The organism is Bacteroides sp. 214 (assembly GCF_010501015.1).
Classification (GTDB): domain Bacteria; phylum Bacteroidota; class Bacteroidia; order Bacteroidales; family Bacteroidaceae; genus Bacteroides.
Genome location: NZ_QVML01000002.1, coordinates 176,444 through 188,431 on the forward strand (window position 1 = coordinate 176,444; position 11,988 = coordinate 188,431).

The 11,988-nt window shown below is 42.0% G+C and carries 10 protein-coding genes; 4 read left to right on the plus strand and 6 right to left on the minus strand.

Features of this window, described 5'->3' with window-relative positions; translation table 11 throughout:
- Position 1 precedes the first annotated feature (1 nt).
- On the minus strand, positions 2–523 hold the full coding sequence (locus D0T50_RS02380; protein WP_163221605.1) for a murein L,D-transpeptidase family protein: 522 nt from the start codon (positions 521–523) through the stop codon (positions 2–4).
- 468 nt (positions 524–991) lie between these two features.
- Here D0T50_RS02380 and D0T50_RS02385 point away from each other — a divergent pair, with 468 nt between their 5' ends.
- Positions 992–1,294: a hypothetical protein gene (locus D0T50_RS02385; protein WP_163221607.1), complete on the plus strand. Its 303-nt coding sequence runs from the start codon at positions 992–994 to the stop codon at positions 1,292–1,294.
- Between the two features lie 150 nt (positions 1,295–1,444).
- On the opposite strand, the gene D0T50_RS02395 is transcribed toward D0T50_RS02385, so the two are convergent.
- From D0T50_RS02395 to D0T50_RS02405, 3 genes are all read right to left on the minus strand, one after another.
- Positions 1,445–2,260, minus strand: coding sequence for an SDR family oxidoreductase (locus D0T50_RS02395; protein WP_163221609.1), 816 nt, complete (start codon positions 2,258–2,260; stop codon positions 1,445–1,447).
- A gap of 6 nt (positions 2,261–2,266) precedes the next feature.
- Positions 2,267–3,448 (minus strand): mannonate dehydratase, encoded by a 1,182-nt coding sequence (uxuA, locus tag D0T50_RS02400; protein ID WP_163221611.1) that lies wholly within the window; start codon positions 3,446–3,448, stop codon positions 2,267–2,269.
- A 167-nt stretch (positions 3,449–3,615) separates the two neighbouring features.
- Positions 3,616–5,247, minus strand: a complete 1,632-nt coding sequence (locus tag D0T50_RS02405) for an ABC-F family ATP-binding cassette domain-containing protein (RefSeq protein WP_163221613.1) — start codon at positions 5,245–5,247, stop codon at positions 3,616–3,618.
- Positions 5,248–5,346: 99 nt separating this feature from the next.
- Here D0T50_RS02405 and D0T50_RS02410 point away from each other — a divergent pair, with 99 nt between their 5' ends.
- Positions 5,347–5,748 carry a response regulator gene (locus tag D0T50_RS02410; RefSeq protein WP_163221615.1) on the plus strand — a complete coding sequence of 134 codons (402 nt, stop codon included), beginning with the start codon at positions 5,347–5,349 and terminating at the stop codon, positions 5,746–5,748.
- 76 nt (positions 5,749–5,824) lie between these two features.
- Here D0T50_RS02410 and D0T50_RS02415 read toward each other — a convergent pair whose 3' ends face one another.
- Positions 5,825–8,074 carry an inorganic phosphate transporter gene (locus tag D0T50_RS02415; protein ID WP_163221618.1) on the minus strand — a complete coding sequence of 750 codons (2,250 nt, stop codon included), beginning with the start codon at positions 8,072–8,074 and terminating at the stop codon, positions 5,825–5,827.
- Between the two features lie 64 nt (positions 8,075–8,138).
- A complete protein-coding gene (locus tag D0T50_RS02420) occupies positions 8,139–10,196 on the minus strand; it encodes an RNA degradosome polyphosphate kinase (RefSeq protein ID WP_163221620.1) in 2,058 nt (685 codons plus the stop codon).
- Between the two features lie 52 nt (positions 10,197–10,248).
- Here D0T50_RS02420 and D0T50_RS02425 point away from each other — a divergent pair, with 52 nt between their 5' ends.
- Complete coding sequence (locus D0T50_RS02425; protein ID WP_163221622.1) at positions 10,249–10,740, plus strand: metallophosphoesterase; 492 nt, start codon at positions 10,249–10,251, stop codon at positions 10,738–10,740.
- 107 nt (positions 10,741–10,847) lie between these two features.
- Entirely contained in the window at positions 10,848–11,987 is a 1,140-nt protein-coding gene (gene rfbB, locus D0T50_RS02430; RefSeq protein WP_163221624.1) for a dTDP-glucose 4,6-dehydratase, read from the plus strand.
- Position 11,988: the final 1 nt, after the last annotated feature.

The following is an 11,988-nucleotide window of genomic DNA, read 5'->3' on the forward strand; positions in this document are numbered from 1 at the left end:
CTCACGGCTTTATCTCAATGCGTGTTCCAATTGCTACCGCTTTGTAGAGCTCATCAATTTCTTCATTGGTGACAGCAATGCAACCTAAAGTCCAGTCGAACCAACGATGGAACTTCCCAATAAAACCTATTCTATTTCTAAGTCCGTGTATTTTAATATTTCCGCCGGCTGATTTCCCTATCCGTTGGGCGTTCTCCAAGTCATCTTTATTGGGATAAGAAATACCCAAGTTCTTATGATAGCCACTGTTGGGGTTTTTGTCGTTGATGGAATAAATGCCTTCCGGTGTCTTTTTATCTCCTTCAACTTCTTTGTCTCCAATAGGCTGTCTGCCCAATGATATCTTATATTTTTTTTGTAGCTCCCCATTCGAGTACACCAACATCTCCCTTTTCGACTTATACACAACAATACTATCTATTCGAACATCCTTTGGTAGTTTGCTCTCGGGATAAACGCAATAAACCAACAATCCGACCAGAATGATGGAAACAGTAAAGTATGTAACCTTTCTTTTCTTCATATTTCTATATCCTCAAAATGTATGTAGAGCAAAGGTAGTATATAAAGTGAGTTTATACTAAATAGTAAAACACCAATTATAACCCAGAAAAAGTATTATTTATTCAGTATTTCGTAAAACATAACACCTTTCGCTATTTTTGTCACCGAATTTCAAAACTTAATGCGTTAAGGCGGAGTTCATTTTACGAATGGTGTTATTGATATTGTCTTATTCTTTGACGACAAGAAAAGTGATGTTTTTCCACTGGTAAATTGTATAATAAAAGCCGGTCTATAGACCAGCTCCTCCATGAAGGGATATACCGTGCCGTTCATGTATGTTGGCTCGGAAAATTGAAAAACAAATACGAGTGAAGCATTGCTTATATTGATTGAGATGATTAGTTTTGTTCTCTCATTCACAAATACGATTACAAAGGGATGTGAGCGTAAAAGAAAGCAATGAAATACTACTATTGAAATAAGCATGGAGAATAATATAATTTTTTACTCTACACCTGGAGGGAACGTCAGTGTGCAGGTTCAGTTTGAAGATGGCACATTCTGGCTTACACAAAAACGTATGGCAGAACTCTTTGGGGTAGATGTTAGAACAGTTAATGAGCATCTACAAAATATTTTTAAATCCAAAGAGCTAATTAAAGAGACAACTATCCGGAAAATCCGGATAGTTCAGCAAGAGGGCTCCAGAGAAGTGTCGCGAGAGCTGGACTTCTATCATTTGGATACAGTTCCTGGAACTATCTCAATACCCTATATTGCAAGATAAAGGAAAAATCTCTGCATTGGAAGCAAAACTAAAGGCTGAACAAGAATATGAGGTGTTTCGGAAAGTTCAAGATCAATACTATCTTTCGGATTTCGATAAAGAAGTGAAAAAATTGAAAGGGGAGCAATAATAGCCCCCCTTACGATTAATTTACACCCCACTAAACGCACTAAACCCACCATCAATAGGCAATACTACTCCAGTAATAAAGCGTGCTGCGTCACTGCAAAGGAATTGTACAGCTCCGTTTAGTTCGCTGATATCGCCAAAGCGACCCATGGGGGTTTTGGCTAATACTTTTTTGCTTCTGTCGGTTAGCGTTCCATCAGGATTGATGAGTACCGCGCGGTTTTGGTCACCGATGAAGAAGCCCGGAGCAATTGCGTTTACACGAATTCCGTCGCCATGCTTTAATGCCATTTCGGTAGCAAGCCATTGTGTGAAGTTGCTAACTGCTGTTTTTGCAGCCGAGTAACCCGGTACTCTTGTCAATGCCGAGTAAGCAGCCATAGAAGATACGTTGATGATGCAACCGTGTTTTTGCTTTGCCATTACTTTGCTGAATACCATAGAGGGGTATACCGTTCCGTTCATGTTGAGGTTGGTAACTTTTTCCCATTCTTCAACAGGCATGTCATAGAATTCCTGATCGGGTGCTAAGGTTCCTTTTGGGGTGTTTCCTCCGGCAATGTTCAATAGGATATCTACCTGTCCCCATTTGGCAACAACTTCATTGGCTACGTTTTCGAGACTTGCCATATCCAGTACATTACCTACAATACCAATCGCTTCGCCACCGTTTACGGTAAGTTCTTTTACACGGGCATCAAGCTGCTCTTGTCTGATGTCGATAGCAACTACTTTTGCTCCGGCTTCAATAAAACTCTTGGCAATGCTTCCGCCCAATACACCTCCGGCACCTGTAATAACAGCTACCTTGTCTTTAATGCTAAATTGTTCGTTCATAATTTGTTAGCTTATATGTTTTTTGATTTCATCTTGTACGGTGGCAATTACACCTTCTACTTGTCCCAGTGCCAACATTCTACCATGGAATGAGTATCCGGCATTGTAGCCTTTGTCCTCGTCGCCAAGAATAGTGCGACCATGATCTACGCGCATCGGCAACGCTGGATTTTCTTTTTCGAAGATACGGATTACCTCTATCAGGTTAGCTCTTCCACCTAAGTGCAGTGCTTCGATGAAGTTGCCGTCGGGGAAAACATTGGTGCTTCTGAGGTGTACGAATTTAGTACGCGACGCGAATTTCTTTGCCAATGCAGGTACATCATTATGGATACCCGCGCTAAGCGAACCGGCGCAGAAAGTAAGTCCGTTGCATGGATGATTTACCGCGTTGAGGAACCACTCGATGTCTTCTTCGTTGGTTACAATACGTGGCAGTCCCAATAGTTGGCATGGAGGATCGTCGGGGTGTACGCACATTCCTATATTATACTGCTCACAAACCGGCATGATTCTTTCTAAGAAATACTTCATATTGGCACGTAGCTGATCTCTGTCTATGCCATCGTAAAGAGCCAATAGCTGTTTGAAGAGTGCTACCGGATTGTTATCGCTTTCTTTGATATTTCCATTTACAAAACCTTGAGTTTTCACGATAATGGAATTTACCAAATCTTGTTTGTCGTCGTCGGTAACGGTTGCCTTGAATGCTTCTACTTTTTCAAGAATCTCGGGCGAGTAATCTTTTTCCGCGCCTTCGCGTTCCAGGATGTAAATCTCAAAGTAGGCAAATTTTACTTTGTCAAAGTAAAGCGAGGTGGCGCCATCTTCCCATTTGTGCTCTAAGTCGGTGCGAGCCCAGTCCAGTACCGGCATAAAATTGTAGCACACAGTGGTTACCCCTGCTTTTCCTAAGTTCTCTAAACTAATGATGTACTTGTCTATAAGTTCGTCACGGTCTTTGCCTGCGTACTTAATAGATTCACTAACCGGAAGACTTTCTACCACCGACCATCTGAGTCCGTAGCTCTCGATGTACGATTTCATGTCGTTAATAGCCTCCAACGACCACACCTCTCCATTAGGAATATCGTGTAGTGCGGTTACAATTCCTTCCACTCCGATTTGTCTGAGCATATCGAGTGTGATTTTGTCTTTTTTACCAAACCAGCGCCATGTCTTTTCCATACAATTGCTTTTTTATGTTTACAGTATTGAGTATGTATATATCTTGCAAAATTAGAGCAATAAAGAATATGGAAATGCATCTATTTTTGCGAAAGGTATTACGGTTTTTGCAAACTAAGCTATGCTAACTATTGGCGAGTGCTTCGGTAATATAAAGATATGATTGGCTATTTTTCCAGTTCCCGCAAAGAATCCATCTTTTTCTTTTCCAGAAACTCGTAGATGCCACTTAGGTGTTCGGTTACTTTTTTGTTGCCAAACTCGTACACCTTGGTAACTAGTCCATCCAAGAAATCACGGTCGTGCGATACGACTATTAATGTTCCGTCGAAATCTACCAACGCTTGTTTGAGGATGTCTTTGGTGCGAATGTCCAAGTGATTGGTTGGCTCATCGAGGATAAGTAGATTCACCGGTTCGAGCAATAATTTTATCATAGCCAAGCGGGTACGCTCACCACCCGACAGTACTTTTACTTTCTTTGTAGACTCCTCGCCACCAAACATAAATGCTCCCAGCAAATCGCGTATCTTGGTACGGATGTCTCCCTTGGCTACATCGTCGATTGTTTGGAAGACACTCAGATTTTCATCGAGCAGTGATGCCTGGTTCTGTGCAAAATAACCTATCTGAACGTTGTGTCCTAAGGTTAATGTACCTTCATGTTCTATTTCGTTCATGATGCACTTCACGAGTGTGGATTTTCCTTCACCGTTTTTTCCCACAAAAGCAACTTTATCGCCACGTTCAATCATCAACGAAGCATTTTTGAATACGGTATGATTTCCGTATATTTTGCCTACGCCATCCATCGTAACAGGATAATTGCCCGAACGTGGAGAAGGTGGGAATTTCAGGCGCAACGCGGAGGTGTCTTCTTCATCTACTTCCAGAATCTCTAACTTCTCGAGCATCTTCACACGGCTTTGCACTTGTAGTGTTTTGGAGTAAGTACCCTTAAATCGTTCGATAAACTCTTGGGTGTCTGCAATGAATTTTTGTTGCTCTTCAAACGCTTTCTGTTGTTGGCGACACCGGTCTTGACGAAGCTCCAGATATTTGGAGTAGTTTACCTTATAATCGTATATACGTCCCATGGTAATTTCTATGGTACGTGTTGTGATGTTGTCTACGAATTTACGGTCGTGGCTAATAACGATAACCGCCTTGGCACTATTAATTAAGAACTCTTCGAGCCACTCAATTGATTCAATATCAAGATGGTTTGTAGGTTCATCGAGCAGTAACACATCCGGCTTTTGCAACAGTAGCTTAGCCAGCTCGATGCGCATGCGCCAACCACCACTAAATTCGCTGGTTGGTCTGTGGAAGTCATTGCGATTAAAACCAAGTCCCAGTAGGATTTTCTCTACATCCTCCTCGTAATTAGTGGCATCTATAGCGTAAAATTTTTCACTGATGGCAGATACCTTTTCGATAAGCTCCATGTAGCTGTCGCTCTCATAATCTGTCCGCGTTTCCAACTCTTTGTTTAACGAATTGATTTCCTCCTCCATTTTATGCAGATGGCTGAATGCTTGTGCGGTTTCTTCAAATACGGTGCGACCATCTTCGGTCATTAAATGTTGTGGAAGATAAGCTATGACAGCATCTTTGGGTGTAGATATTTTTCCACGTGTGGCTTGCCTCTCTCCACCCAGTATTTTGAGTAAAGTACTTTTCCCCGCTCCGTTTTTACCCATCAGGGCGATACGGTCTTTTTCGTTAATAACAAATGAAATATCTGAGAATAAGGTGGTTCCGCCAAACTCAACGGTCAATCCATCAATCGAAATCATAAAATATTTATTTTTGTGGCGCAAAGATAGGTATTAATATGGATTTTTTTCCTAAATTGCGCCCTCAATTAGTAGAATAACAAACTTCAATATAGAGATATGGAGAACGGACAAATGAATCTAGAAGAACGCCCATTGATTCTGGTAGCAGAAGACGATGATAGTAACTTCAAGTTGATAAAGGCGATTATCGGAAAGAAATACGATATTGTTTGGGCGAAGAACGGACAAGAAATGGTAGATAACTTTAACGAGTATCGCGGAAAGACTAAAGCGATGCTAATGGATATAAAGATGCCCATTATGAATGGATTGGAAGCAACCAAGATTATCCGCGAAATGGAGCCCGATATTCCAATCATTATGCAAACAGCCTACGCATTTAATACCGATAAGGAAAATGCCATGAAAGCTGGTGCAACCGAAGTACTGGTGAAGCCAATTACACTTGCTGCTTTGAGAGGTTGTTTGAGTAAATACTTCCCCGAAGTTACCTGGTAAATAGAGGAAAGTAAAACTTAAGATAAGTGTGAGCCGCATTCGATTTTCGACTGCGGCTTTTTTATTGTGTGGATTTTTAGAAGTAATCTTCCTGTTGGAATTTCAGATTAACCTTCATCAGGTTTATCGAATAGGTAACCAGATTCTGTGCCTCTTGCAACAAGGCAAGATACACGAGGCTCATTTTAATGCTACCGGACTGATTCTGGATACGTTGCAACTCAATGCGTTTAAGACCGGAGAGCTGATTGTTGACTTTGTTGGAAACTTGAATATCGTGATTAAAGTCGCTATAATCGTTCTTCTTTAACTTGTCGCTACATGAGTTAACGAGCCCAACAATTTCTTCGGCAATAACTCCAAACTCTTCTTTTTGCGCCACTTCCAATGGGGTGAAGTTGTTATCAATATGCTCAAGAATGGGTTCGCACATACGGTCTAAGCTATAGGCCAACTCGGCGGCAAAGTCATTCCCTTGATAATAGTAGAGTCCTTTATTGATAAGCGTTTGGTTGTCGAGGCGAGAAACGGCAAGCGCGCCGGTTCTTTTCATCTGCTTAATAAGTTGCTTCTCGAACTTGATGCTACCCGACGCTTTGCGCAAGCCACGCAGATTCTCTTCGAAGAAGGAGCCTACAGTTAGTTGAAAGGTGTTAGCTGTGAAATCGAGTATCTTTCCTATTTCTTCGCGGGTATACATGCGCAGTAACGAAAGAGTTTCTTCGGAGTCAGCACTTTTAAACAACTGCGTAACGGTTTCGCTTTTTGCCTCTCTTGCTTTCTTCTTTTTATATAATACCTGGCTACGAATTAAAGAAAGCGCGGCAAGACCAGCCATGGCGAGTATAGCGACAACTCCACCATAATAAATAATCAGTGCTACTACAAAACTGATGGTAAAGGCGGCTCCCGCGGTAAGAAACCAGCCACCAATAACGGAAAGCACACCTGTTATGCGAAATACCGCAGAGTCTCTACCCCATGCACGGTCGGACAGTGACGACCCCATAGCTACCATAAAGGTTACATAGGTGGTAGACAGCGGTAGCTTTAGTGAAGTACCAACAGCAATGAGCAGACCTGCCAATACCAAGTTGACCGAAGCGCGAACCAAGTCGAAAGAGGCACCATCCTCCAGGATTATTTCACTCTTGCGAAATCGGGAATCTATCCAAACCTTTGTTTTGTCGGGTACTGATTTAGTAACAACAGTAGAGAAATTTAATGCTAATCGAACAAATTTACGAGCAATGGGTGTGCTGCCGAATGATTCTTCTCCTTCATCCTGACGAGAGAGATCGACCGAGGTTTTAATAACATTGTGTGCTTTCTTTGAAGTAAACAGCGCGTAAACCATGATGAACCCCGCTCCCAATAGGAAATACCAGGGCGTTTGCGCCGAATCCAGCAATGAATCCATCAAGAAACTATCTGGTGTAGCTCCTGCGCCATTGGTTGTAAAATCGAGGAAGGCGGAATAACCGGCAAGTGGTACACCGATAAAATTCACTAAGTCGTTTCCGGCGAAAGCCAAAGCCAAAGCAAAGGTGCCGAGCAATACGATGATTTTGAACACATTAACCTTCATCCAATGCAATAGTTGCATGAATATCGTGAAGAACACAAAAGAGTAACACACGATTAGCCAACTGTTGTCTTGCACCCACAGCTTGTTTTCCGCAGTCATGAACGAACTGTCTTTTAGTCCCTTAATCAGCATAAAGTAAATAATGGCTGTGGTAGCAATACCCCCGAAAATTGCGATACTATATTTCATCTTCTTCTTGTAATTAAAGGTAAAGACGAGGCGGGCTATGTACTGAACAATCATACCGAAGAGGAATGCGATAGCAACCGATAAGAAAATGGCCATGATGACGGAAAGCGCTTTGTCGGTGTTGATAAGGTTTCCAAGTTCTAAGGTGTCGCTGTTTGCCACCTTAATCAGTGCGATGGCAAAAGTAGCTCCCAGTAGCTCAAACACCATAGATACGGTGGTCGATGTGGGCATGCCCATCGAATTGAACAAATCAAGAAGAACCACGTCGGTAAGCATAACCGTAAGCAGTATGCACATGATTTCCGAAAAGTAGAAGAATTGGGGTTGGTAAATGCCATGACGGGCAATATCCATCATGCCATTAGAGAGCGTTGCTCCTGCAAAGACACCTATAGCGGCAATAATAAGTACCACTTTGAAAGGTGCTGCTTTTGCACCTACTGCCGAATTTAGAAAATTTACTGCGTCATTGCTTACCCCAACAATAATATCATAAATCGCTAATACGAAAATGAAAATTATCAAACCTAAGTAGAGTGTTTCCATATACATATTATAATATATGTTGGCAAAGAAACGATAAAATTATTGCAGATGGATTTCAATCGTATTACAGTGTTGTGTCATTCTTCTTTTTAAGATACTCGTAGAACGAATATTGCGCGCGAACGGGCTGTGCCGCGTTATTTTTTTTGAAGATGTTTTCTAAATTTTCATCGATAAAGCAAGCTTTTTGATTATCGCAGAGCTGAATGGTAAGTAATTCGATAATTTCTTGCCGCAACTCCTTGTCAAGCACGGGTGCAACAGCCTCAATGCGGCGATAAAGATTGCGCTTCATCCAGTCGGGCGAACCCAGATAGACTTTAGGATCTCCATTGTTGCCGAAGTAAACAATTCTTGTATGTTCCAGGAATGTATCTACAATGCGGGTAATGCGTATGTTCTGGCTGTAGGGCTGATTGGGAATAAGGCAACAAATACCACGAATAATCAAATCGATTTGTACCCCTTTTTGTGAGGCTTCGTACAGACGATCAATCATGGTGGGGTCTTGTAGCGCATTTAACTTCAAAATAATTCGTCCCTCTTTTCCTTCTTCAACCAGCTTAATTTCGGTGTCGATAAGCTCATTAATTTGAGGTATAAGATTGAACTGTGCCACAAGTAGTTTGCGAAACTGGGTTCCTTTTTGCCCTTCGAGTGTTAAGAACAAGTTGTGTAAGTCGTTTACAATTGTTTTATTGGTTGTAAACAGGCCTACGTCCGAATATTGCTTGGCGGTTTTTTCGTTGAAGTTGCCTGTGCTGATGTACGCATAGCTTCGGATGGGTTTTCCTTGAGTGTTACGACGTAGTACCAAGGCTACCTTGGCGTGAACTTTCAGTCCCGGTATGCTATATATAATATTGATTCCGGCAGCTTTCATCATTTCGGCGGTTGCGAGGTTATTCTCTTCGTCGAAGCGAGCCTTCAGTTCAACAAAAACGGTTACTTTCTTTCCACTTCGCGCGGCGGCAATCAATGAGTTGATAACGGCTGAGTTTTCGGCAACACGATATTGAGTCACCATAATCTCGCTTACCCTTGCGTCGTTTCCAGCTTCGTATAAGAAATGAATGAAATGGTCGAAAGAGTGGTATGGATAGTGCAACATCAAATCTTTGTGTGCTACATACTGGAAGATAGACTCTTTTCCATTCAAGCAATTCAATAGCATAGGCTCGGGCTTCTCGAGTTGCATTTGCTTGTTGGGGCAGGGGAGTGTTCTTAAATCTTCCAGGTTCAGGTGTTTCTCGCCCGGCACTAACTCATGCCTGTTTATGTTGAAAGCTTCTATCAGAAAGGAAAGAAAATCATCGGGCATGTTACGGTCGTACACAAAACGGCTGACAGCTCCAATCTTTCTTTTCTTCACTTTCTTCTTCACTTGTTCTATGATACCTGCCTGAAGCGCATCGTCAATAACAATATCCGCATCTCTCGATATCTTAATACTGTAACTGCAATCTACTTTGTAGCCGGGGAATATCATGGCCAGATTAGCTTTAATGATATCCTCGATAAACATGATGTAGTAATCGTTTTTTATGCGTGGTAGCTCTATAAAACGAGGTACTTTGCTGTGTGGTATTTTTAGTACGTAGTATGCAGTCTCTTTTGTAGCCACACTAATTAATCGTACGGCAAGGTACAATCGCTCGTCTCGCAGAAAGGATATCACTTTATCCTTGCCAATGGGCACTGGTTGCAGGAACGGAAAGACTTCCTCTCTGAAAAAATCTTTTATGTATTCCTGATGAAATGGTTCGAGCTCTTTTTGGCTTTGATAAAAAATGATGTTGTTCTTGCGTAAAGCGGGCAGTATCTTCCTCTCGTAAATTTGAATACGTTTTTCCAGTTGCCTGTTTACCTCATTACTGATGTCGGTAAGCAGGTCTTTGGATGATTGTACATCTTCGTCGCTGTTTCTTGCTATACCCGAAGCTGCGGCACGGTGGTCGGCAACTCGTACCTTGTAGAATTCTTCGAGATTGGAAGAGTAAATGGAAATGAAGTTTATGCGTTCATATAACGGTAGCTTGTCATCATCGGCTTCGAGCAGTACCCGGTAGTTGAATGACAGCCAACTTATATCTCTTTTGAAATAATTATATGTGGTTTGCATAAAAACTCTTTTGCTCAAAAATACTACCTTTGCCGTAATAAACAAAGAAATTATGACAAAAATAGGACTCTTGTCGGATACACATGCTTATTGGGATGAGAAATACCTGCACTATTTTGAAGGTTGTGACGAAATATGGCATGCCGGAGACATTGGTTCGATGGAGGTAGTGGATAAACTGAATGCTTTTCGTCCGTTGCGCGCTGTGTACGGAAATATTGACGGACAAGACATTCGCAAACTCTTTCCGGAGCGGAACCGGTTTGTTATTGATAGCGCAGAGGTGCTGATTAAGCACATCGGTGGCTATCCCGGCAATTACGATTCTTCTATCGTGGGAAGTATTCTGGCTAAACCACCCAAACTATTTATTAGCGGACATTCGCATATCCTGAAAGTGAAATATGATAAAACACTCGATATGTTACATATCAATCCGGGTGCTGCCGGTCTTTCGGGATTTCACAAGGTGCGCACGCTCGTGCGGTTTACAATAGATAATGGCTCGTTTAAGGATTTGGAAGTAGTAGAACTTGCCGGGTAGAGGGGTGCTCTAACTTTTCATACAATTGTTTTGTAAGCTCAGAAAACTTCCCTTTCTTTGCGATATAGATGCGATTTTACGTTTAAACAAAATAACACCAAGATATAATGAAAACTTATTTAGTTACAGGGGCAGCCGGGTTTATCGGCGCTAATTATTTGAAATATTTGTTGTCTAAACACGATGATGTAAAAGTTGTTGTGCTCGATGCTTTGACCTATGCCGGCAATTTAGGAACCATCATAAGTGATATTGACGATGAGCACTGCGTGTTTGTGAAAGGAGATATCTGTAGCCGCGAATTGGCCGATGATTTGTTTAGCAAATATAAATTTGATTACGTAGTAAACTTTGCCGCCGAGAGCCATGTAGACAGGAGTATTGAAAACCCACAGTTGTTTCTTATTACCAATATCTTGGGAACACAAAACCTACTCGATGCGGCTACCCGTGCCTGGGTGATGGGCAAAGATGCAAACGGTTATCCTACCTGGCGCAAAGGTGTACGCTTTCATCAGGTATCGACCGATGAGGTATATGGCTCGCTTGGAGCAGAAGGTTACTTTACCGAAACAACTCCAATAGATCCTCATAGCCCTTACAGTGCATCAAAAGCAAGTGCCGACTTCTTTGTGCAGGCGTATCACGACACGTTTAAAATGCCGGTTACCATAACCCGTTGCTCAAATAATTATGGTCCGTATCATTTCCCTGAAAAGCTGATTCCGCTTATTATTAAGAATATTCTAGAAGGTAAGAAGCTTCCCGTTTATGGAGATGGTATGAACGTGCGCGACTGGCTCTATGTAGAAGACCATTGCAAAGCCATCGACTTGGTAGTTCGCAAGGGTACCGAAGGACAGGTCTACAACGTAGGCGGACATAATGAGAAGACAAATATTGATATCGTAAAATTAACCATCTCGACCGTGCATCGTCTGATGACCGAGAAACCCGAGTATCGCGAAATTCTTAAAAAGAAGGACTTGAATGAGAAAGGGGAAATCAGCATCGAATGGATAAACAACGACCTGATAACCTTTGTGAAAGACAGGCTCGGACACGACCAGCGTTACGCCATAGACCCCACTAAAATTACCAATGAATTGGGCTGGGTGCCCGAAACAAGTTTTGAAGTTGGCATTGTAAGAACCATCGAGTGGTATCTTAACAATCAGGCATGGGTGAAGGAAGTGACATCGGGCGATTACCAAAAATATTACGAAAATATGTACGACAAGCGCTGAG

What these genes read in the sequence shown, in the direction of transcription:
- D0T50_RS02380 (WP_163221605.1), bottom strand. Translation starts at nt 523, where the DNA reads ATGAAGAAAAGAAAGGTTACATACTTTACTGTTTCCATCATTCTGGTC.
- D0T50_RS02385 (WP_163221607.1), top strand. Translation starts at nt 992, where the DNA reads ATGGAGAATAATATAATTTTTTACTCTACACCTGGAGGGAACGTCAGT.
- D0T50_RS02395 (WP_163221609.1), bottom strand. Translation starts at nt 2,260, where the DNA reads ATGAACGAACAATTTAGCATTAAAGACAAGGTAGCTGTTATTACAGGT.
- uxuA (WP_163221611.1), bottom strand. Translation starts at nt 3,448, where the DNA reads ATGGAAAAGACATGGCGCTGGTTTGGTAAAAAAGACAAAATCACACTC.
- D0T50_RS02405 (WP_163221613.1), bottom strand. Translation starts at nt 5,247, where the DNA reads ATGATTTCGATTGATGGATTGACCGTTGAGTTTGGCGGAACCACCTTA.
- D0T50_RS02410 (WP_163221615.1), top strand. Translation starts at nt 5,347, where the DNA reads ATGGAGAACGGACAAATGAATCTAGAAGAACGCCCATTGATTCTGGTA.
- D0T50_RS02415 (WP_163221618.1), bottom strand. Translation starts at nt 8,074, where the DNA reads ATGGAAACACTCTACTTAGGTTTGATAATTTTCATTTTCGTATTAGCG.
- D0T50_RS02420 (WP_163221620.1), bottom strand. Translation starts at nt 10,196, where the DNA reads ATGCAAACCACATATAATTATTTCAAAAGAGATATAAGTTGGCTGTCA.
- D0T50_RS02425 (WP_163221622.1), top strand. Translation starts at nt 10,249, where the DNA reads ATGACAAAAATAGGACTCTTGTCGGATACACATGCTTATTGGGATGAG.
- rfbB (WP_163221624.1), top strand. Translation starts at nt 10,848, where the DNA reads ATGAAAACTTATTTAGTTACAGGGGCAGCCGGGTTTATCGGCGCTAAT.